This window comes from Niveispirillum fermenti, assembly GCF_052474395.1.
Map to the genome: position 1 here is coordinate 792,383 of NZ_CP156679.1, position 22,787 is coordinate 815,169.

General features: G+C 65.3%; 16 protein-coding genes. 7 read left to right on the forward strand and 9 right to left on the reverse strand.

Annotated features, from left to right (window positions below):
• Positions 1 to 41: 41 nt before the first annotated feature.
• Positions 42 to 848 carry a 2-keto-4-pentenoate hydratase gene (locus tag ABC728_RS07810; RefSeq protein ID WP_416617883.1) on the reverse strand — a complete coding sequence of 269 codons (807 nt, stop codon included), beginning with the start codon at positions 846 to 848 and terminating at the stop codon, positions 42 to 44.
• A gap of 124 nt (positions 849 to 972) precedes the next feature.
• Positions 973 to 2,070, reverse strand: a complete 1,098-nt coding sequence (locus tag ABC728_RS07815; protein ID WP_416617884.1) for a LacI family DNA-binding transcriptional regulator — start codon at positions 2,068 to 2,070, stop codon at positions 973 to 975.
• A gap of 289 nt (positions 2,071 to 2,359) precedes the next feature.
• Here ABC728_RS07815 and ABC728_RS07820 point away from each other — a divergent pair, with 289 nt between their 5' ends.
• On the forward strand, positions 2,360 to 3,721 hold the full coding sequence (locus tag ABC728_RS07820) for a hypothetical protein (RefSeq protein WP_416617885.1): 1,362 nt from the start codon (positions 2,360 to 2,362) through the stop codon (positions 3,719 to 3,721).
• Between the two features lie 86 nt (positions 3,722 to 3,807).
• Here ABC728_RS07820 and ABC728_RS07825 read toward each other — a convergent pair whose 3' ends face one another.
• From ABC728_RS07825 to ABC728_RS07835, 3 genes are all read right to left on the reverse strand, one after another.
• Positions 3,808 to 4,341 carry a PepSY domain-containing protein gene (locus tag ABC728_RS07825; protein WP_416617886.1) on the reverse strand — a complete coding sequence of 178 codons (534 nt, stop codon included), beginning with the start codon at positions 4,339 to 4,341 and terminating at the stop codon, positions 3,808 to 3,810.
• 160 nt (positions 4,342 to 4,501) lie between these two features.
• Positions 4,502 to 5,131 carry a bifunctional 4-hydroxy-2-oxoglutarate aldolase/2-dehydro-3-deoxy-phosphogluconate aldolase gene (gene eda, locus ABC728_RS07830; RefSeq protein ID WP_416617950.1) on the reverse strand — a complete coding sequence of 210 codons (630 nt, stop codon included), beginning with the start codon at positions 5,129 to 5,131 and terminating at the stop codon, positions 4,502 to 4,504.
• 107 nt (positions 5,132 to 5,238) lie between these two features.
• A complete protein-coding gene (locus ABC728_RS07835) occupies positions 5,239 to 8,091 on the reverse strand; it encodes a TonB-dependent receptor (protein WP_416617887.1) in 2,853 nt (950 codons plus the stop codon).
• A gap of 271 nt (positions 8,092 to 8,362) precedes the next feature.
• Here ABC728_RS07835 and ABC728_RS07840 point away from each other — a divergent pair, with 271 nt between their 5' ends.
• A complete protein-coding gene (locus ABC728_RS07840; RefSeq protein ID WP_445376399.1) occupies positions 8,363 to 9,385 on the forward strand; it encodes a PfkB family carbohydrate kinase in 1,023 nt (340 codons plus the stop codon).
• A 206-nt stretch (positions 9,386 to 9,591) separates the two neighbouring features.
• Here ABC728_RS07840 and ABC728_RS07845 read toward each other — a convergent pair whose 3' ends face one another.
• The 4 genes from ABC728_RS07845 to paaG all read right to left on the reverse strand — a co-directional run bounded on the left by ABC728_RS07845 (position 9,592) and on the right by paaG (position 14,131).
• Positions 9,592 to 10,350 carry an IclR family transcriptional regulator gene (locus ABC728_RS07845; protein ID WP_416617889.1) on the reverse strand — a complete coding sequence of 253 codons (759 nt, stop codon included), beginning with the start codon at positions 10,348 to 10,350 and terminating at the stop codon, positions 9,592 to 9,594.
• 110 nt (positions 10,351 to 10,460) lie between these two features.
• Positions 10,461 to 11,225 (reverse strand): alpha/beta fold hydrolase, encoded by a 765-nt coding sequence (locus ABC728_RS07850; protein ID WP_416617890.1) that lies wholly within the window; start codon positions 11,223 to 11,225, stop codon positions 10,461 to 10,463.
• Between the two features lie 71 nt (positions 11,226 to 11,296).
• The gene (gene paaZ, locus ABC728_RS07855) at positions 11,297 to 13,312 is read right to left on the reverse strand and encodes a phenylacetic acid degradation bifunctional protein PaaZ (RefSeq protein ID WP_416617891.1); all 2,016 of its coding nucleotides are present in this window, start codon (positions 13,310 to 13,312) and stop codon (positions 11,297 to 11,299) included.
• Between the two features lie 24 nt (positions 13,313 to 13,336).
• Positions 13,337 to 14,131, reverse strand: a complete 795-nt coding sequence (paaG, locus tag ABC728_RS07860; RefSeq protein WP_416617892.1) for a 2-(1,2-epoxy-1,2-dihydrophenyl)acetyl-CoA isomerase PaaG — start codon at positions 14,129 to 14,131, stop codon at positions 13,337 to 13,339.
• A 132-nt stretch (positions 14,132 to 14,263) separates the two neighbouring features.
• On the opposite strand from paaG, the gene ABC728_RS07865 reads away from it, so the two are divergent.
• From ABC728_RS07865 to ABC728_RS07885, 5 genes are all read left to right on the forward strand, one after another.
• Entirely contained in the window at positions 14,264 to 15,706 is a 1,443-nt protein-coding gene (locus tag ABC728_RS07865; RefSeq protein ID WP_416617893.1) for a 3-hydroxyacyl-CoA dehydrogenase NAD-binding domain-containing protein, read from the forward strand.
• Positions 15,703 to 16,146, forward strand: coding sequence for a hydroxyphenylacetyl-CoA thioesterase PaaI (gene paaI, locus ABC728_RS07870; RefSeq protein WP_416617894.1), 444 nt, complete (start codon positions 15,703 to 15,705; stop codon positions 16,144 to 16,146). The genes ABC728_RS07865 and paaI overlap by 4 nt, the downstream gene beginning before the upstream one ends.
• Positions 16,139 to 17,341, forward strand: coding sequence for a 3-oxoadipyl-CoA thiolase (gene pcaF / locus ABC728_RS07875; RefSeq protein ID WP_416617895.1), 1,203 nt, complete (start codon positions 16,139 to 16,141; stop codon positions 17,339 to 17,341). The genes paaI and pcaF overlap by 8 nt, the downstream gene beginning before the upstream one ends.
• A 526-nt stretch (positions 17,342 to 17,867) precedes the next feature.
• Positions 17,868 to 19,196: a surface lipoprotein assembly modifier gene (locus ABC728_RS07880; protein ID WP_416617896.1), complete on the forward strand. Its 1,329-nt coding sequence runs from the start codon at positions 17,868 to 17,870 to the stop codon at positions 19,194 to 19,196.
• A 17-nt stretch (positions 19,197 to 19,213) separates the two neighbouring features.
• On the forward strand, positions 19,214 to 22,765 hold the full coding sequence (locus ABC728_RS07885; RefSeq protein ID WP_445376340.1) for a hypothetical protein: 3,552 nt from the start codon (positions 19,214 to 19,216) through the stop codon (positions 22,763 to 22,765).
• Positions 22,766 to 22,787 lie beyond the last annotated feature (22 nt).

The following is a 22,787-nucleotide window of genomic DNA, read 5'->3' on the forward strand; positions in this document are numbered from 1 at the left end:
CGCACCGGAGACCGCCGGTCCCCTCCATCGGGCGGAGCGGATCAGCGGGCAGCCGCGGCCACCGTCCGGACCTGGATGCTGCCGCCGCCGGCAAAGACAACACCAGCCGACTGGTCAAGGCCGATCTTATGGATACCCGTCACGGCCCCTGTGGTCACCAGCGTGCCGGCCGGCAGGGCAATGTTGCGTTCACGGCAATGATTGATCAGGAAGGCGACGGCCGCCACCGGCGTGCCGGGTATGCTGGCGAAACTGCCGGTGCCGACCACATCGGCCCCGATGCTGGTTTCCACGGTCAGGCTTTCCGGCGACGCTTCGCGCCAGCCCGCGATCTCGGGCCCTACGATCAGGCCGGCATTATTGCCGAAGTCGCTGACCACCACGGTAGGACCCAGATCGTTGATGCTGGCCAGCGGGCTGCCCGCCAGTTCGATCCCCGCATGGATCGACGCGATCAAGGACAGGGCCTCCGCCTCGTCACCTGCGCCCGTGGCCGGCATATCGGTTGCCAGCACGGCCACGAACTCCCCCTCCACGGCAGCAAAACCACCCGGAATGATCGGAAGATCGACGGTCTGCCCCGCCTGATAATCCCAGACATTGCCATCGAAAACCGGCCCGGCCAGCCGCATGGCGCCCAGGCGTTCCCGATGGGCGGGCGGCACCATCCCGATCTTCCAGCCACGCACCGGGGTCGGCCAAAGCCCGCGCGCGATATCCTGTATGCCATAGGCATCGACCATCGTTGCCGGGATGGGGCCGGGATAGTCCGGCAGGCTGGTGGCAGCCCGGCGAGCAGCAACGAAACGCCGGGCGATTTCCTCGGAAATAGCGGGAATGGACACCATAAAGCTCCTGACACAGGGTCGATGGGACCGATATCTTTTAATATGACACCGGTTTCCATGCAAGTCTGAGCGTATTTCCCACCCGATCTGCACCAAGATCAAGCGCAGACGGCGCCCAAAACGCTCAACGGATCGTGCCGCTGCTTTCCCGGATCACCAGGTGCGGCTGCACAACGGTTTCAAGCAGCTTGGCGTCGGGCTGCTCGATACGCTTTATCAGCTTTTCGGCGGCCATCTGCCCCATCTGCGTGGCCGGCAACCGCACGGTGGTCATGGCCGGACAGGTGCGCGAGGCCAACGGGCTGTCATCGAAGCCGACAACGGTCAACTGGCCGGGAATGCTGATGCCGTGCTGAAAGGCGACGCGATAGATGCCGGCCGCCATCTCGTCATTGCTGGCGAAAATGGCTGTTGGCGGCGTTTCCAGCGAGAGGAGCTTTTCCGCACAGGCCTGACCCGATTCAAAGGTATAGGCCCCTTCGACACATAATTCGGGGGTAAGGCCAAGCCCGTGCCGGGCCAGGCCATCGGCAAAGCCACGGCGGCGTTCATGTGCCGACCGGTAATGCGCCGGCCCGGCCACGAAACCGATGCGCCGATGGCCCAACTGCACCAGATGATCGGCCACCTCCGCGGCGCCCTTGTAATCCTCATAGACAACCAGATGCGCGGCCATGTCCAACGGGACACAGGCAATGCGCACAAAGCGGCACCCAACTTCGGTCAGCATGGCGGCCAGCGCCTCATCCTCCGACACCGGCGGCAGCAGGATGACGCCATCCAGTTTCTGACGTTCCACGAACTGGCGCACTTCCTTCAGGAATTGCGGGCTATTGCGCGCGCATGGATGCACGACCAGTTCGAACCCGCTTTTGCGGCAGGCTTCCAGGATACCGTTCTGGATATTGACGATATACTGGCCGTTGGGATTGTCGTAGACCACGCCCAGCAGGAACGAACGCTGCGACGCCAACCCGCGCGCCTGGGGGTCCGGCTCATATCCGATATCGGCGATGACCTTGGCGATCTTCTGTCGCGTCTCGTCATTGACCAGGGGGGACTGGTTGATGACGCGGGACACGGTCTTCTTTGACACTTCCGCCAAACGTGCCACATCATTGATGGTGGGCCGGCGCTTCTGGTCCCAAACGTAAAGGGGCCCCTCGCCCGCAATGTCGGCCATGGACGCAGCAGCTTCGGCAGATGTTCGGGCACCGGGCATGGACGGCACTGTCCTTTGGCTCTGGAGAGGGGGCATCTTGTCCATATGGACAAGATAAATCTTAGTGCCCTGCCGCGCAGGGATGACGCAACCCTTAAAGCAAAATCATTTAGCCGATGATACAATTTGCGACGCGCCTTTTCGCCGCATTTCATTTGCCATACCACGCAAGGAGATGGTAACCGGTGTCAAGACACATGTAAAGACATGCGCAAACGATGTGACGCATAGGACCGGTCGTGCGCCCGCCTTTGCGTCCCGACCCTGCTGCCCCGGTGGAGGAACCCAGATGTCGCCAGCCCGTCGCCTGCTGTTCACGACCGCCTGCCTGATGGCTGCCGCCACTGCCTCTGCGTCGGGGATCAACGTGGCACCGGCAGACATCCCGGCCTTTCCGGGTGCCGAAGGGGCCGGCGCCTACGCCCAGGGAGGTCGGGGCGGGCGTGTCCACATCGTCACCAGCCTGGCGGATGACGGCCCCGGTTCCCTGCGTGCGGCCGTGACGGCAAAGGGGCCACGCACCATCGTGTTCGCCGTATCCGGCACGATCCAGCTGAAATCGGAACTCAAGATCAAGGAAGGGTTTGTCACCATTGCCGGTCAGACGGCACCGGGGGGCGGCATCACGCTGCGTGACCATCCGCTGGTCGTTTCGGCCAGTCATGTTGTCATCCGCCATGTCCGGTCCCGGTTGGGCAGCGCCGCCGGCCAGGAGGCCGACGCTATCTTCATCCATGATGGCAAGCACATCATCCTCGATCACGTGTCGGCAAGCTGGTCCACCGATGAAAGCCTGTCCGTGTCCCAGAAATTCCGGGACGGCCTTATCGGGCTGGACAATGTGACGGTGCAATGGTCCATCATCGCCGAAAGCCTCAACAAGTCCGTCCATGCCAAGGGCGACCATGGCTATGGCACGCTGGCGCGCGGAGCCTTCGGCGCACGGTACAGTTTCCATCACAACCTGTGGGCCAGCCATACGGCCCGCATGCCAAGACCCGGAAATTTCGAAAGCATCGATACCGATCCGGTAGGTGCCTTCATGGATTTCCGCAACAATGTCTTCTTCAACTGGAAGGGGACCGGCAAGGGTGGCGCGTCTGGCTACAATGCCGATACCAACGCCGTGACCGCCTATAATTTCGTGAATAATTACTATGTGCCCGGTCCCAATTCAAAGGGTGCCCTGGCATTCGATGAGAGAAGCACCGTGGCAACGGCCTGGTTCGCCGGCAACTGGATGAACCATGCAGAGCCGGCCGACCCCTGGTCGCTGGTCAGCGGTGTGCAGGCCGACGGGTATCGCCGGAACACCCCCATCCCCATGCCCCCCGTGACCACGCAAACAGCGCCCGACGCCTTCCGGTCCGTGCTGGACAAAGCCGGTGCCGGCCCCGTGCGGGATGCGGTGGACGAACGGATCATTGCCGATTTGCGCCGTGGCGAGGGCCGCATCATCGACAGCCAGGAGGATGTCGGGGGCTGGCCCATGCTTGCAACCGGCGCCCCACCGCCGGACAGCGACGGCGACGGCATGCCCGATGATTGGGAAAGGGCCCATGGATTGAACCCGCAGGACCCGGCCGATGCCGCACAGGACAGGAATGGCGACGGCTATACCAATCTGGAAGATTATCTGAACAGCCTTTGAAACGGGAACGCCCCCGGGCCCGGCTGGCCGGGAACGGGGGCGTTGGAACCTGAAAGGAGGCCATTGGCCTCACTCAATCAGGCCGGTCAGCTCTTGTTGGCAAGAACCTGACCGCTGGCGCCGTCGACCCGGACGGAACGGGTCTCGGTGCCGCTCAGGACCTTGACATCATACATCAGCCGGTTGTCCTCATGCTCCACCTCGGCCTCGATGGCCTTGCCGCCGGCCTGCGCCTCGGCAATGCCGACAGCCTGGGCCAGGCTGGTCGAGGAAGCGGTCAGTTCCTGCGGCTTCACCCCGGCGCCAAGCTGCTGCGCCCAGGTGGCCAGCGTCTTCTTGTCGGCAGAGGCGATCTTGCCGTTGGACGCATCGATGTCCCAGCGGGTCACCGTCTCGCCGGACACGATGTCGATCTGATACAGGCCGACATTGTCCTTGGTGTCGAATTCGACGCTGACCGCCTTGCCCTTGCCTTCCTTCTCCGCCTGGGCGATGGCCTGGGTCAGGGAAATATTCGCTTGGCGAAAGGCCGCGACCTCACTGTCGGATGTATTGGCCAGGGACGGGCCGGCATGGGCCAGGACCAGGGCCAGGGCGGCGGTGCCGAGAAGCGTCTTCATGGTGGGGCATCCTACAAGTTGTTTTGTTCGATACCACCAAAACGATACCGGACCGCCGGTGGTTCCGGGGTTACCCCCTCTGGAACCGGTTGGTGCCTCCCCCCCCTTTGGCCCGACTGTCTGTTCTTCTGCCTGTCTGGCCTGTTGGGGGGCTGGGTCTTCAGGCCCCGGCGAAGGCGGCGGCCGCACGGGCATTGGCGGTGATGCCGGCCCAGTCACGCTCCGCAATCTGCCTGCCGGTGGCAATCCAGGAACCGCCGACGCCCACCACGTTCTTCAATGCCAGATAGCTGGCCACCTTGTCGCGCCCGATACCACCGGTCGGACAGAAACGGGCCTGCGGCAGGGGGCCGGTCAGCGCCGCGATGGTGCCGGTGCCGCCATATTGTTCAGCCGGAAACAGCTTCAGCACGTCGAAGCCGTCATCCAGCCGGGCCAGGATCTCAGACGGTGTGGCGACGCCCGGGATCACGGGCACGCCGCAGCCCTTCAGGGGTGCGACCAGGGCCTGGGTGGTGGCCGGCGTCACGATGAAATCGGACCCTGCCGACATGGCGGCATCCAGGTCGGCGGGCCGCAGGATGGTGCCGGCACCGACCACCAGGCCCGGCGCGGCACGCTTCATGGCGGTGATGGCGTCCAGGGCGGCCGGCGTGCGCAGCGTAACCTCCACCACCGACAGGCCGCCGGCGGCCAATGCCTGGGCCAAGGGTTCGGCATCCGCGACATGATCGATGGTCAGCACCGGAATGACGGGAGAGGCACGCAGCAATGCGGTGAAAGCCTGCATGTTCACGGATCGGAACTCCTTGGGAAGAGATGAGACGGGTGACAAGAAAACGGCCCCTCCCAAGGGGAGGGGCCGCAGGTGGGATGAACAGACGGGAGGCGACAGGATCAGTAACGGTAACGGGCACCCAGGAAGAACTGACGGCCCGTATGTTCGTAGGTTTCCAGGTTCTTGCGGTCGCTGGTGCCAACCCAACGCTCATCAAACTGATCGGTCAGGTTGATGGCTTCGAACGACACCGTGATCTGGTCGGTCAGGTCGTAGCTGGCCGAGAAATCCAGGTTGAAGGTCGAGGCCTTGCCGCGCACGTCGTTGCCGTTGCCGGGCACGATCTGCGTCAGGTAACCGTCGCGGAAGGAGCCGGAGATACGGGCCGAGAACTTCTCATCCTCGTAATAAAGCGTGGCGTTGTAGGATTTCGGCGACAGACCGACCAGCGGCTCGGTCACGGTCCGCATCGTCGTGGCGTTGACGATATAGTCGATGTCCGACTTCACATAAGTGAAGTTGGCAATGCCACCGAAATTGTCGAACGGCGCCGGCAGGAACGTGAAGGGCTTCTGAATGCTGACCTCGATACCCTTCAGCGGACCACCCGGAGTATTGCCGGCGCGGTTGACGGTGAAGACCGTGTCCGGGGTATTGGTACCGGTCAGCATGCTGACGGGCAGACCCGTCTCGCTGAACGGAATGGTTTCCGAGATGGTCTGGATGTAGCTCTTGATGTCCTTGTAGAACAGGCCGACCGTGAACAGCGTGCCGCGTTCCGGATACCATTCGAAGGACAGGTCCAGGGTGTTGGCCTTGATCGGCTCCAGATAGGGATTGCCGATATTCAACGTCGCCGACGTATTGGTGATCGAACCACCGGGTGTCAATTGCGGCAGGTCGGGCCGCGCCATCACCTTGGCGGCGCCGAAACGCACCAGCACATCGTCGACCGGCTCCAGAGTCAGGTTCATGGCCGGCAGCGTGTTGTCATATTCCCGCTCCACGGTCGCCGCCGTCGTGCCGACATAGCCGTTGGATGTCAGCTTGGTCTTGACCTGACGGACACCGATATTGCCGCGGAAGGGCATGCCGGCAAGCTCGGTTGTGAAGTCGGCCTGGATGTAGGCGCTCAGGCTTCTCTCGCGCGCCGACCGGTTGGCGCCGAGCTGGTTGGTTTCCGACAGGCGGAAATCGCCATATTCGTTGACACAGTCGCAATAGATGCCCAGAACCTCCGCCAGCTTGTCGATGGAAGGCACGACCCAGCTTGTCGGCGTGCCGGTCGGCAGGTTCAGATTGCGGCCGAAGCCCGTCAGAAGCTGGGAAATATCGGCAACCGTGACACCGGCCGGCAGCGGCACACCCGCCTCGGTCAGGTTCGCGGTGCTGAACGGATCGCGGGTCGCGTAGCGGCGGCGCTCGACGGTCTTGAAATCATATGTCTTATGAACCACGCCGCCCTTCAGGGTCAGCCAGTCGCTGGTGTCCCATTCCAGATCGCCGCGGAAGGTCTGGAACTCATTGTCCGTCTGGTTGGGACGCATGCGGATCAGCGACTGGTCACCCAGAACCGGGCCACCGGCCACGGCACGGGTCGACGGGCTGAAAACGTAGTTCGCGGGATTGGTGACATCGAACCCGTAATTGAACGATGGCAGGTTCATATTCCGGCTGAAATCGTAGGAATAGCCGTCGGTGTCATAGCGTTCCAGCGACACGGTCGTCTGGATCGGGTTCTTCTGCTTGGAAGTGGACCAGCCGGCGACGCCCTTGAAACGGATATCTTCAGAGAATTCCTGGTTGAGGCCCACCGAATATTGCAGGAACTCGGTCTCCAGCCGGTCATAGCGCTGTTCGGTACGCACATCGACATCGTCAAAGGTGCCGGCGATCAGGTTGCCCTTGTCATCATACTGTGCGGAGATGACGTTGGTGAAACCATTGCCACCCGCAGCCGCATTGCGGCTGAAGGAAATGATTTCCAGATATTCCTCCTGCCGGCTGCCCTTCAGATTGGCGTAAAGCACGTCCAGATCAATGCGGGTCGTGTCGAACGGCTGGAACTGCACGGCAGTGGTGACGCCCAGCCGCTCCTGATCATAATCCAGGCGGCCATAGCGCGGAATGCGCGGGTGCCAGGCATTGTTTTCCGGAAGGGCAGCGTTGCCCGCGGAATTCAAGGCGCCACCACCCTCGAAACGACCGGCGGAATTACCCGCCACACCCGGATTTTCCCAGCGACCGGTGGAGGACCCCTCCTCCGTCCGGTTGGTCTTGGCATAGGCGACAGAGGTCAGGATACCGATCCGGCCATCGGCGAAGGTGTCGCCGACCAGCAGCGTGCCGCGCGGATCCTTCGACTTTGACAGGTCATTGTAGCCCATCTGTCCGCCGGCCGCGAAGACGAACTTGTTGTAGTCGAACGGACGCGCCGTCTGCAGGTCGACGGTGGCACCCAGGGAGCCCTCCTCCGTCTGCGCCGACTGCGACTTGCGCACCGTCAGGCTGTTGAACAGTTCGGAAGCGAAAATCTGGAAATCGAAGCCGCGGCCGCGATTGGCGCCGCCGGACCCGTCCTTGCCGCCCGTGGTGGCCAGGGCCTCAAGCCCGTTCAGGCGAACGCGGGTGAAGGTGGAGGACAGGCCGCGCACCGTGATCGACCGGCCTTCACCGCCGTCGCGGTCGATGGACACGCCGGGGATGCGCTGAAGGGATTCGGCAAGGTTCAGATCGGGGAAATCGGCAATATCCTCGGCGTTGATGACGTCGACGATATCGTTCTCGTTGCGCTTCTGAACGATGGCGCTCGCCAGACTGCCACGGAAACCGGTGACGACGATTTCCTCCAGCGCGCCGTCATCCCCCTGCTGCGCCTGAACGGCCGCGGGAACAAGGCTGGCCAGCAGCACCATGGCGGAAGCGCCGGCAAGACGGCGACGGATGCAGGGCGTACCCGCGAACTTCTTCATAGCTTCCTTCCCCTTCAGTTTTATTACCCCGGTCGCTTCCCCCCGCCAAGTCCCACCGGCTGGCAGGGGATGGAGGAGTGCCGGGCAAATTCGCCTTCTGTTATCACCGGCAGCGCCTGAGGCGTCATTGACACCGGTGACATCGCTATTAATGATCCGAACTGACACCGGTGGCAATAGCCTTTTGCATTAAGGCCGCCAACTTTGTATCAAGATGTGGCACAAATCCCGCAGCACCACCGGGTAAGTCCTTACAATCAAGGGAGTGACGCTGATGAGCGGCCGTATCGTCTGTTTCGGGGAATTGCTGATGCGGCTCACGGCGCCGGGGCGCGAGTTGCTGCTGCAAAGCCCGCGGCTGGACATCACCTTTGGTGGGGCGGAGGCCAATGTCGCCGTGTCGCTGGCCCGATTCGGCTGGGACGCCGCCGTCGTTTCCACCCTGCCCGACAATGCCATCGGCCAAGCCTGCCGCGGGGAATTGCGCCGTCATGGCGTGGATACGCGCGGTATCCAGATGCAGCACGGCCGCATGGGCCTTTATTTCCTGACCGTGGGCGCCATGCAGCGCCCATCGGAAATCATTTATGACCGCGCCGGTTCCGCCTTCGCCGTCGCGGATGCCGGCGGCTATGACTGGTCCCGCCTGCTGGAGGGTGCCGGCTGGCTTCATATCGGCGGCATCACCCCGGCCGTCAGCGCCAATGCGGAAACGGCCGTGATCGCCGCGGCGCAGGCCGCGAAGGCAGCGGGGGTGAAAGTCTCCTTTGACTGCAATTACCGGGCGAAGCTGTGGAGCGATCGCGGCGGCGACGCACCCGCGGTCTTTGCCAGGCTGGCCGCCTGCGCCGATCTGATGTTCGGCAACGAGCGCGACATCGCCCTGATCCTGGGCGCCGATTTCCACACGCTTGCGCTGTCTGAACGGTTCCTGGCGGCGGCCGAACTGGCTTTCCGGACCTGGCCCGGCCTGCAGCGGCTGGCTTCCACCATCCGCACCCATTTCGATGTGGACCATCAGGAACTGACCGGTCGCATCGCCACGCGCGACCACCGGGTGCATTATTCACGCACCTACAAGCTGAACGGCATCGTGGACCGCATCGGCGGCGGTGATGCCTTCGCGGCGGGGCTGATCCACGGGATCGACCATGGCATGGCCACGGACGCAGCCATCAATTTCGCCGCCGCCGCCGCCGCCCTGAAACATGCTGTGCCGGGCGATGCCAACCTGGTTTCCACCGCCGACGTGATGAGCCTGGTGAACGAGGAGGGGCTTGATGTGAAGCGCTGATACGTATCTGCATTGATCAGAACCTATGGTCCTGATCAATGCGCCCCTCATGCGCCGGGCGCCGCCATCCGGCGGCTGGGCTTGCGCGCGCATGGGCGCGCGGGTGCTCAACGCGCCAACCAATCAACGCGCCAGCCAAGTTGCGATGAGTTCAACTCACCGCAACTTGGTATGAGCCCGCCGGCGCAATTAAAGACCGGAAATCTTCACCCGGCCTGCGGGAACAAGTGCCGGCGGATGGCTGTGGCGGTCGCCTGAAGGCGGGGCAGCAGTTCGGCCACCCTATCCGGTGGCATGCGGACCACCGCCGCACTGACGGACAGGGCTGCACAGACACCGCCGGCACCATCATGGACGGGGACCGCCACACAGCGCAGGCCTGTCAGGACCTCCTCATCATCCATGGCCCATCCCCGTTCACGGACCTGCGCCAGTTCGTGTTCCAGCCGGCCCGGATCGGTGATGGTGCGTGGGGTCAGGGCCACAAGATCACCGGTTGCCAGATATGTTCGGCGCGACGCCACCGGCAGATGCGCCAGAAGCACCTTGCCGATGCCCGAGCAATAGGCCTCAAGCTGCATCCCCTCCGCGGTGAACAGTTTTTCCCGCCCGAAGGACCGCTTCACGAGGTAGGTGACCATCTCCCCGTCGAAGACGCCCAGGTGACTGCTGGCGCGGCATTGCCGCGCCAGGTCATCCACCAGCGGCCCCCCCACATCCACCAGCAGATCCTCCAGCCGGCGCCCCCCGGCGAGCGACAGGACCGCGGTGCCGAGACAATAACGGCCCCGGCCCAGCCTGATCAGATAGCCGCGGGCCGTCAGGGTCTGCGCCAGACGGTGGAGCGTGGATAGCGGCAGGTCCAGTTCTCCCGCCACCCGGGCCAGCGAGCAGGTTCCCTCCCGGCCGATCAGGGCCAGCATGGTCAGGGCTTTGTCCAGCAGGCCGGGCACCGGATCGGCCAATTTCCATCTCCTCGGCAGGGGCCGGCCCAAGCCGGGCCGGATGAACCGGAAGATAAAGGCCCATAATTGCCACTGATTGGCAATTGTTCCTGTCGACCCGATCGCCTGGATCAGATCAAACTGGCGATCCAGCGTGCATGAGCGTCCAGCACCCGTTCCGGTTGGTCGCGAAATGGCGTGTGGCCGCAATCGGCAAGATCCAGCCGCGTCACCTCCCCGCGGACCTGCCCCTCGATGGCGTCCAACTGGGCCAGCGTGGCATATTCATCGCTGATCCCCTGGATCAACAGGGTGGGACAGGTGATGCCCGACAAGAAGCCCTCGATATTCCATTGCCGGAATGACGGCCGCAGCCAGGTATCATTCCATCCACGGAACGTCGCGGCCGGATCACGGTGATAACGGCCCAGCCGGCTTTCCATGTCGGTTTCCTGGAATGTGCGTCGCGCGGCCAGGATGCCCGTGATGGTCACATCCTCGACGAACACATGCGGGGCCTGGGCCGACACGCCCTTGACCGGCCACCGCGCCGCGCCGGCATGGATCAGGGCGATGGAGGCACCGTCGCTGTGCCCGATCAGCACGGGTTCGGCGATACCTTCGGCAACCAGCAGTTCCGGCAGAACCACCAGCGCCTCGCGATGCAGGTAGTCGTCCTGGCGCGGTCCTGTCAGCGGGGCCGATTGACCATAGCCGTAACGGGAATAAAGCAGCGCGCCACATCCCGTCGCCGCCGCCAGACGCTGTGGAAAATTCCGCCACAGCGCGATGCAACCCAACCCCTCATGCAGGAAGACCAGGGTCGGCAGGCCGGGACGGGCGGCCGGCACATGGGCGATTTCCAGCTCGTGGCCGGCAATGAGGCGTGAAGGCATCGACAATCCATGGCAAGACAAAGGCCGGGGGGCGGCCGCAACCGCCCCCCGGCCCCCTTTATCATCGACCCTTATACCGCGTTCATCGTCAGCAGGTCATAGCTGGCGACCAGTTCGCCCTCCTGGTTCGTGACCGCCACGTTCCAGCGGACCTCCCCCATTTCCGGCGTCTTGGCTGTCTTTTCCTTGGCGGTCAGGGCGGCCCGGATGCTGTCGCCGGGCTTCACCGGCTTGATGAAACGCAGCCCTTCCAGCCCGTAATTGGCCAGAACGGGACCCGGCGACGGGTCGACGAACAGGCCGGCCGCAAAGGACAGGATCAGGTATCCATGCGCCACACGCCCGCCGAAGATGGGACTGGCCTTGGCCGCTTCCTCGTCCATGTGGGCATAGAAGGTGTCGCCCGTGAAATGGGCGAAATGCTCGATATCCTCCAGCGTGATGGTGCGGGCCGCCGTCTTCTTGGTATAGCCCACGGGGAGTTCACCGAAACGCAGGCGGAAGGGATGCACCTCCCCCTCCTCCCGCTTGGCGCCGGCCAGCCAGGTGCCGGTGATGGCGGTCAGCATGTCGGGCGAGCCCTGCAGAGCGGAACGCTGCATGTAATGCTTCACGCCGCGGATGCCGCCCATCTCCTCCCCGCCGCCGGCCCGTCCGGGGCCGCCATGCACCAGGACCGGCAGGGGCGAGCCATGGCCCGTCGATTCCCGGGCACAGTCGCGGTTCAGGAAATGGATACGGCCATGGAACGACCCCACGCCCATCAGCAGTTCCGTCGCTACGGCCGGATCATGGGTCACGATGGACAGGGCCAGGGACCCCCGGCCGCGATTGGCGATGTCGATCGCATGGGCCAGATCGCGATAGGGCATCAGCGTGGCCACGGGGCCGAACGCCTCCACCTCGTGCAACTGAACCGCGCTATCGGGGTCGTCGCAGCGCAGCAGGAGGGGGGCGATGAAGGCACCGCGCTCATCGGCGCCGGCCACCGGACCAGCATCGCCATGGACGATACGCGCCTCGGTCGCCAGCAGGCCCACCTTGTCACGCACATCGGCCAGTTGGGACCGGCCGACCAGCGCGCCCATGGTCACACCTTCGCGCGCCGGGTCGCCGACCACCACCTTTGACAGGGCCGCCTTCAGCGCTTCCTGCACGGTATCGATCAGGGTGGCGGGCACAAGGGCACGGCGGATGGCTGTGCATTTCTGCCCGGCCTTGACCGTCATTTCCCGCGCCACCTCCTTCACGAACAAGGCGAATTCCGGACTGTCGGGGGTGGCATCCGATCCCAGGATGGCAGCGTTCAGACTGTCGCGCTCCGCCACGAAACGCACACCCTCGCGCGCAATGACCGGATGGTTCTGCAATTTGGCAGCAGTGGCGGCGGAGCCCGTGAAGGAAACGACATCCTGTCCCGTCAGATGCTCGAACAGGTCCCCCGTTCCCCCCACAATGAGCTGCAGCGCCCCCGGCGGCAGCAGGCCCGTATCGATCATGATGCGGAACGCCGCCTCGGTGACATAGGCGGTGGCCGTCGCCGGCTTCACGATGGCCGGCACACCGGCCAGCAGGGTGGGCGCCAGCTTTTCCAACATGCCCCAGACGGGGAAGTTGAAGGCGTTGATATGAACGGCGGCACCTTGCAACGGCGTATAGACATGCTGACCGATGAACCCGCCACGCTTTGACAGCACCTCGGTATCGCCATCGATCAGGATACGGGCGTTCGGCAATTCCCGCCGGCCCTTGGAGGCATAAGCGTAAAGCGTGCCGGCCCCGCCCTCGATATCGATCCAATTGTCGGTTCGCGTGGCCCCGGTATGGGCGGCCAGGACGTAGAGTTCCTCCTTGCGGCCCATGATGGCCTCTGCCAGACCCTTCAGCAGGCGGGCGCGCTCATGGAACGTCATGGCCCGCAGGGCCGGGCCGCCCACGGTGCGGGCATGGTTCAGCATGGCAGCGAAATCCAGCCCGTCGCTGCCCGTCGTTGCCACGATGGCACCATCCAGCGCCGACGGAATGGAAACCAGCCCCCCGGCGGCCTGTACCCAGCCGTCGAGCGCGTAGTTGCTCAGTTGCGACATCTCAACAATCCTCCCAAATACCCTTTAGCGGCCCGTGAAACGGGGCTGGCGCTTCTCCAGGAAGGCGCTGACGCCTTCCCGATAATCATCGGTGTGGCCCAGGAACCGCTGATGGTCCCGTTCGGCATCCAGTTGCTGATCCAGCGGCACCGACCAGCCGGCGCGGATCGCCTGCTTGATGCGGGCCAGCCCCTGCGTCGGCGCCTGCGCCATGCGGGCCGCCAGCGCATCGACGGTGGCGGCAAGCTCTGCATCGTCGGCCACATCCCAGATCAGGCCCCATTCCTTGGCCTGCTCGGCCGGCAATGGCATACCCGTCAGGGCTAGGCCCAGGGCGCGGGCCTGGCCGATATGGCGCGGCAGGGTCCAGGTCCCCCCGCTGTCGGGAACCAGGCCGATATTGGCGAAGGGCTGGATGAACTTGGCCGACCGCGCCGCAATCACGATATCACAGGCCAGCGCGATGTTGGCGCCCGCCCCCGCCGCAACGCCATTGACGGCGCAGATCACCGGCAGGGGCAGCGCCGTCAGGCCGCGGATCAGCGGATTGTACCGGTCCTCCAGCGACTGGCCCAGATCCACACCCTGTCCGCCCGGCGACACGGCCCGGTCCGACAGGTCCTGCCCGGCGCAAAAGCCGCGCCCCGCACCGGTCAGCACCAGCACGCGGGCAGCCCCCGGCACCGCCACGGCCTTCAGCGCCTCGGCCGTTTCGGCATGCATCTGTACGGTAAAGCTGTTCAGACGGTCCGGGCGGTTCAGCGTCAAACGGGCCACGCCATCGGCGATATCGAACAGGATGGTCTCAAACATGGGCATGCACCCTCCCCTTGCGGCAGGCCGTCCCGCCACGGATAATTAATAGAATGACTGGTCGGTCTATTATTGACAAGCCTTAATTCCATGGCTTAGCTATCCGGCATGCGAACCATTCCAGGAACAGAGGCGCCCATGGGCGTCGTCGGTGCCGGCGCCATGGGTGCGGGCATCGCAGAGGTTGCGGCGGCCGCCGGCCACCGTGTCGTGGTGCTTGACGTCGGTGCCGCGGCACTGGAACGGGGGCGGGCCATTGTCGATGCCTCGCTGGCGGCCCGCGTGAAACGCGGCACGCTGACGGCGGAGGCGGCCGAAACCATCAAGACGCGGCTGTCCTTCACACCGGACATCGCCGATCTGGCCCCCTGCCCGCTGGTGATCGAAGCGATCGTTGAACAGACGGCCGCCAAAGCGGCATTGTTAGCACGGTTGGAAAGCGTGCTGGCCGGCGATGCCGTCATCGCGTCCAACACCTCGTCCCTGCCGATATCGGGCCTGGCCACAAGCCTGGACAGGCCCGACCGGTTCGTGGGCCTGCATTTCTTCAACCCCGCCCCCGCCATGAAGCTGGTGGAGGTGGTGGCCGGCCGCGCCAGCGACCCCGGTCTGGTGTCCCTGCTGCTGGAACTGATGAAGCGCTGGGGCAAGGTGCCCGTGGCAGCGGCCGATGTGCCGGGCTTCATCGTCAACCGCGTGGCCCGCCCCTACTACGCCGAAGGGTTCCTGGCCCTGGGCGAGGGGCTGAACCCCGCCGCCATCGACCATGCGCTGAAAACGGCTGGCGGCTTTCGCATGGGGCCGCTGGAACTGGCCGACCTGATTGGCCATGACGTGAATTTCGCCGTGGCCAGTTCCATCTATGGCGCCTATGCCGGCAAGACCCGTTTCCGGCCGCAACCCGCGCAGCAGGCCCTGGTGGACGCCGGAAGGCTGGGCCGCAAGACGGGCCGTGGCGTCTTCACGGCGGGGGAGAAGCCGGCCGTGCCATTGGAGCCGCATGCAGCGCCCCCGCAAAGCCTTTGCTTCGCGCCGGGGCCGTCGGCACTGGCCGATGCGGCGCGGCAGGCCGGGCTGAACATCGTGATTGACGAGAAACTGACGGCCGGATCGATCATCATCGACGGGATCGCCCTGTGCCAGGGCGACGGCCGTTCCGCCGCCGCCCTGGCTGCCGGGGATGGCCGAACCCGGATCATGCTGGATGCGGCCCGGGATTTCGCAAGAACACCGACGCTGGTTGCCAGCCTGGCCGACCCGGATGACCGGGCCGCCCGTGCGGCCTTTGCCGGGTTCGCCGGGGCGCTGGGCCGCGATGCGCTGGTTCTGCCGGACCGGCCGGGCGGGTTGGTGCTGCGCACGCTGGCCCAACTGGCCAACGCCGCCGCCGATGCCGTGGCCGACAAGGTGGCCGGCGCGGAAGGCATCGATGCCGCCCTGGTGCATGGCGCCAACCATCCGCAAGGCCCGTTGGCCTGGGCCAGAACAACCGGCGCGGACCGGGTCCGCGCGGTGCTGCGGCATATCGCCGACAGTACCGGCGACGCCACCTATCAACCGGGGGAGGGATGGCCGGAATGACCGACAATGCAAGGCGCATCGCCGATGCCATGCTGTCGCGTGAGGGGACGGGACCGGCCTGGGGCATCACGATCCTGGAAGCGCGGGAAGGCTATGCCAGGATATCCATGCGCCTGCGGCCCGACATGCTGAACGGCCATGGCATGGCCCATGGGGGCATGATCTTCGCCCTGGCCGACACGGCCTTCGCCTATGCCTGCAACAGCCGCAACGTGGCGACGGTGGCGGCCCATGCCTCCATCGCCTTCCTGGCACCAGCCCGAGAGGGGGAGGTCCTGGTGGCCGAGGCACGGGAAGCCGCGATGGCCGGGCGCAGCGGCGTCTATCAGGTCAGCGTCACCACGCAGGATGGTCGCACCATCGCCGAATTCCAGGGTCTGTCACGCACCATCGGCGGCCCGGTGATCAAGGACACCAACGAAGAGGTTGATCATGGCTGATGCCTTCATCTGCGACGGGCTGCGCACGCCCATCGGCCGCTATGCCGGGGCCTTGTCGCCCGTGCGCGCCGACGATCTGGCCGCCATCCCCATCCGGGCCCTGCTGCAGCGCCATCCGGCGCTGTCCGGCGGCATCCTGGACGATATCATCATGGGATGCGCCAACCAGGCCGGCGAGGACAACCGCAATGTCGCCCGTATGGCGGCCCTGCTGGGCGGGTTGGGCGACAGCGCGCCCGGCACCACCGTCAATCGGCTCTGCGGCTCGGGCCTTGACGCCGTGGGCATGGCCGCGCGCGCCATCAAGGCGGGGGAAGCCGACCTGATCCTGGCCGGCGGCGTGGAAAGCATGAGCCGCGCGCCTTTCGTGCAAGGCAAGGCCGACAGCGCCTTTTCCCGCCAGACACAGATCTTCGATACGACGATCGGCTGGCGCTTCGTCAATCCGCTGATGCAAAAGGGCTTCGGCATCGACAGCATGCCGGAGACGGCGGAAAACGTGGCCGATGATTTCGGCATTTCCCGCACCGACCAGGACGCCTTCGCCGTGCGCAGCCAGGCGCGTGCCGCGGCTGCCCAGGCCAATGGCCGGCTTGCCGCAGAGATTACGCCCGTCGCCATCCCCCAGCGCAAGGGTGACCCGCTGCTGGTCGAACAGGATGAGCATCCCCGCGCCACCAGCCTGGAAGCCCTGGCAAAACTGCGGCCGATCGTGCGCCCCGACGGAACGGTGACAGCCGGCAACGCATCAGGTGTCAACGATGGCGCCGCAGCCCTGATCGTGGCCTCCGCCGCGGCGGTGGAACGCCATGGGCTGGTGCCGCGTGCCCGTGTGCTGGGCATGGCCGTGGCAGGCGTGCCGCCCCGCATCATGGGCATCGGCCCCGCGCCGGCCACGAAACTGCTGCTGGCGCGGCTGGGCCTGTCCATCGGCGATATCGACGTGATCGAGTTGAACGAGGCGTTTGCCGCGCAGGGTCTGGCGGTTCTGCGGCAACTGGGCCTGCCCGATGACGCGGCGCATGTGAACCCCAATGGGGGCGCCATCGCCCTTGGCCATCCGCTGGGCATGTCCGGCGCCCGTCTGGTCATCACCGCAACCGAGGAATTGCAGCGCAGCGGCGCCAGGCGGGCACTCTGCACCATGTGCATCGGCGTCGGCCAGGGCATCGCCATGGTGCTGGAACGGGTGTGATCTCATCTGGACGGGGTCGGACGGGGCCGGTCGTCGCTGCCGACCCGCCGGCATCCCACTAGTGGGCACCACGGAAATATAATTCGGAATCCGAATTATATTTCCGTCTCGGCAAACTTCTGTCATAGAATTATTTCTTAAAATATTATTGTTAATCAATAAATTATGGCATTTTCCTAATTTTATTTATTAAAATTATGGGATGGCGCGATCTACCGCCAATGGATTACCCCTATGACCTTATGCCAGGGGGCCAACCCGTGGGTCGCACGATCAATGGGCACAAACGACCGGCCCGCGCCGAATAAATCCAGCAATCGCAAGGGGCAGGCGGTCGCCCCGGCCCATACCAAAGCATAACCCGAAGGAGGTGCCCGGGAACCGGCACCGGTGCGCGGATATCCTGCATGCCCCCCGAACAGGGGAATGAAGGGTATCGCCCCCTCCCCGACATTCCATCCACAGGGCCGGCTGATATCCGGGGCGGAAACCGCCGGCCCGATCGAGGATGATTGGGGAGAGTTCCTTGACACGACAAAAGATGCCACCGGTGATCCGGGGTGCGATCCTGGCAGGACTGACCATGGCGGCTGCCATGCCCGCCGCCGCAGAGGTCGATGGGGTCGTTCAGCAGGCCACCGGTCACCTGCAGGCGGCAAAGGCCGGCGATGCCTATGCAATGCTGGCTCCGCTGGCCGCGGAACGGGCGGGTGACCCGGATTTCGACTATGCGCTGGGGCTTGCCGCAGCCGACAGCGGCCACCCGGCCGAAGCCATCATCGCCTTCCAGCGTGTCCTGGCCATACAGCCCGACAATGCGCAGGCCCGCGCGGAACTGGCCAGGGCCTATGCCCTGGCCGGCGATATCGACACGGCCCGCGCGCAGTTCGACACCGTGGTGCAGGACCCGTCCCTGCCCGACCCCGTGCGCCAGCGCTTCGACCGGCTGGTCCGCGATTTCGACCGGCAGATCGCCGGCGGCGGTACCGATCTTTCGGGCTTCTTTGACCTGTCGGGCGGCTGGGACAGCAACATCAACACTGCCACCGACCTGACGCAGATCACCATCCCGCTGTTCGCCGGCCTGGGGCCCGGCGCCCTGGGGGCCGCGGCCCGCAAGACCGGCAAATCCTATTATGAGATGCAGGGCGCCGTCAGCATCGTCAGCGCCGTCAGCCGGCAGACGCGCCTGTTCGGCAGCGCGCTGGGGTCCTGGCGTGACAATGTCGACAGCAAGGCATTCGATCAGGCATCCGCCGCCCTGACTGGCGGTGTCGCCCATACGCTGCCCAGCCGGGATGTGCTGTCCCTGTCAGGCCAGTTCCAGAACTTCTGGCTGGGCCATGACAGTTATCGCCAGAGCTACGGCGCGATCGGGCAATATACGCACCTGCTGGCGGGCGGGCGGGCTCTGACCGTCGCCGGGCAGCTTTTCCGCCTGGATTACGAAAACGACCCGTTGCGTGATGCCGACCGCTACGGGGCGGCCATCTCCTATATCGACCGCGTCATGGTGGCGACCCTGTCGGGCGGGAAGGAGGAAACCCGGCGCCGGTCCGGCGACCATCTTTCCAACAGCTATCTGGGCGCCAGCCTGGGCTTTGAACAGCCGGTGGGCGGTGTGAACCTTGTCGGCGGGCTTTCGGCTGAACGCCGCCGCTATGATGCGCGCGATGCACTGTTCCTGAAGAAGCGGGCCGACGAGCAGGTCGATGCCTCCTTCGGCGTCAAGGTGCCTGTGGCCGACCGCGTCTATCTGCGCCCGCGCGTCACCTACACGCGCAACTGGAGCAACATCGACCTCTACGATTACGAGCGCGTGACGGTCAATCTGGGCCTGCGGGCTGAATTCTGAAGGATCGGGTGACCAAGATGAACAAGCCATTCCGCGCCGCCCGCATGGCGGCCCTGTTGCTGACGGGCACGGCCCTGACGCTGCCCGCCCTTCCCGCCCTGGCCAGCAGCGGCCAGATACTGACCATGGATGTGGGACAAAGCCGGCGGGCCCCGCTGGTTCCCGGCCAGCAGGTGACGACCACCAGTGCGGCCACCCAGGTCATCATGACCAACGGCACCATCCTGTCCTTCGTCCAGGGCGGGTCCTTCACGGTGGGCAATGACGGCATACTGGACATCCATGCTGGCAACGCCACCGTCCTGGCCGCCCGCGAGCCCATCACGGTGCGCCTGCCCGGCGGCGGGGCCGCCGCGCTGTCGCAGGGGGCATCCGGCAACTTCACGATCGCCGTCGACGGCTTCACAGGGTCGGTCCTGACCGGTCGGGTGGATGTGACCGCCGCCGGCTCCTCCCGCAGTTTCGATGCCGGACAAGCCTGGCAGGCGACGGGCGGACAGGCGCCCGACCGCGTCTTCGCCAACGCCGCACAGGCCGTTCCCGCCGTGGCCAGCCAGCGCCAGGCCGGCATCGCCGCCGCCGCGGCCAATGGCCAACCCGTGGGGCTGGGCCAGGCATTGGCCGCCGTCGGTGCATCCGGCGATGTCGTGGCCGCTGCCACACGCCTTCAGGCCTCGGCCCAGAATCCGGCCCTGGCCAGTTTTCCCGCCGCCGATGCCGCCACGCTGGCCAATTACGCGGCCAGCCTGGCATCACTTTATGGTGCCCCGGCCTTTCAGGGCGCGGGCCCCGATCTGGTGCGCACCTATCTGTCCTATCTGGGCCAGGGCGGTCTGCCCGGTGACTTCCAGGCCGCATATGGCGACCTTGTCAGCCGCTATCTGGAACTGCTGCGCGCCGGCGGCGTGCCGGCCGACTTCGCAGGCGCCAGCGAGACTGCGATCAACGCCTACCTGGAATATATCCGCAGCACGGGCGCCCTTTCATCCCTGTCAGAGCCGGACCGAGCCCTGATCGGACAATATCTTTCCTTCCTGCGCAATGGCGGGGCGGTCGCTGATTTCACAGCGCTTTATACCCAGGCGATCAGCGCCTTCCTGGAGCATGTGAAGGCAGGCGGCCTGCCCAGCGCTTATGCCGGGCTGTCGCTGGAACTGGTGCGGCAATATCTGGAGATGCTGCAATCCACCGGACTGCTGCAGGGGCTGCTGGGTGCGCAAGCCGAGTTCCTGACGGCCTATCTGGCTTATCTTCAGACAGGTGCCGATCCGGACACGTTCCCGGGACTGCCGGAACAGCCCGTGGACCCTGTCGATCCCGAAAACCCGCCGCCCGTCGCAACGCCGATCCGCGTCGCCGGGTCCACTGTCGCCATCCTGCCGGACCGTGATGTTCATATGCCCATCGGCGCGCAGGAGGTCGGCTTCGTGGACGGAATGCCGGAATCCATTCCCGACGGCAGGTCCATCATCGTCACCGACGAGGCGACATTCGCCGATGTGCATGTGGATGACCGCTTCTTCATCGGCCGCCTGACGAACGGCAAGTTCCGCCAGTTCCAGCGCGACCATATCCTGAATGCCGACCAGGGCGTGCATTACGCCTATCTGCGCACCGACGGCACGACGCTGCCGGCCGGCGGCACGGTGACATACGGGCTTGTGGCGGCCACCCGGCCGACCTTCGCGTCAGGCGCCAGCGCTGCCGGCACCTTCGACGCGAAGATGGCCGTGGCCTGGGGGGCGGCTCCGAAGGTCGGCCTGGCCGGTACGCTGGCCATGCCCGGCGATGCGACCTATGCCTTCACCAGCGACGGGGGCGTGGCGGGTGCGGCACAGACCGGCATCACCTTGTCCGGTTATGGCCAGAATGCCTATCAGTTCAACAGCGCCCTGACGGGAACGGGGCGCGCCTGCACCGGCGGTGATTGCGGCATCCGCTTTCTGATGCAGCCGGGCGGGCCGGACGCACAGGCCCTGGCCGTCACCTATGCCACCAGCGGCGGGGATGGACTGGACCGGATCACCGGTGCGGCCGGCTTTGCAGCCATGCAGGACCCTGGCCCCGGACCGGAGGAACCCGGCGAGACGCCGCCGGTCAGCAATGCACGCGCCTATGCCATCGTCGCGCAAACGTCACAGGCCCGCGCGATGACCGTCACCCAGCAGGTCGTCACGGTATCGCCGGGCGGGCTGCCCACCCGGATCGGCAATTACGATGTGAGCGGCGCCAGCCTGCTCGATCGGCAGGAAAACACCCAGCAGGGCTGGGAGATCGGACGTTTCGGCAACGGTGCCGTCGCGCTGGGCAGCCAGACCTACACCCTGGGAACAGGACAGGCGGCGCATTTCGCGCTGGCCGGACCCTTGTCAAACATCCCGACCGACAAGCGTATCGATTACAGCCTGCACGCCTACAGCAAACCGACCTATGCCGATGGCAGCGCCATCCGCGAGGCGCGGCTCGACGGCAGGCTGGCCGTGATCTTCGGCCGCAACACCTGGGGCTATCAGGCATCGCTGGCCCTGATTGATGATGAAGGGGCCCGGAACTACAATTTCGGCCTGCCGGGCGGGGTCGAATTTGCCAATCGCGTATTCACCATCAACAACGGTGTCGTCTCCCTGGAAGGCCTTTCATCCAACCTGACCACCGATGATGCACGCTGCACCGACAATGCCTGCCGCGTGCAGTTCAATCTGGTCCTGGGCGGCGATGGGGCTGAAAATGCCGCCGGCGCCTACCAGATCAACCGGGGAGGACAGGGCCAGACCAACGGTATGCTGTCGGGTGCGGTTCTGTTCCGCGACATCGCGAAGGGCGGCGGCATCGTCGACCCCGTGACGGGCACGGAGCGCACGAACCAGTTCGTCGTCTATGCCGGCAGCGCTATCGGTATCGACCAGCGTGACAAGGTCACCACGACGACGCAGCCCGACGGTACGCTGGACAAATATGTCTGGACCATCAATCCAAAGGAAGCGCCGCAGCGCGGCAGCAACCAGTCGCTGGAGACCGGTACCGCCGGCGGTATCATCGGCTGGTCGCGCTGGGCCGACGGCATCACAGCCGGCAATTACCATGACGGCCCGCAATTCGCCCGATCCGGCAAGCAGGGCATGCATCTGGTCCATGGTGATCCGGCCACCGGCCTGCCGACCGGCGGAACCGTCACCTACACGCTGGCGGGGGCGACCAGTCCCACGATCCGGGACGGCTCCGCCGATCCGGGCACGATGACGGGCAGCGCCGCCGTCGCCTTCGGCAGCACGGCCCGCGTCGGGCTGGACATGATGGTGACGATCGGCGGACACGGCTATGCCGTCGCCACCAATGGCGGTGTTGCGAACCCCGGCGCCAGCCAGATAGCCGTGGGGGCCGACATGGGCTTCCGTGCCAACGACCTGGCGGCCACGGCCGGCGGCCCGGCCTGCACGGGCACCACCTGCACCGCATCGGTGACCGGCTTCCTGGCCGGAACCGGGGCCAGCCATATCGGGATCAGCTACACGATCAATGGCGGCACTTTCGACAAGCAGGTCGATGGTGCCGCCGTGTTCGGCCGCTGAGCCAGACGGGCCGGATGGTTGC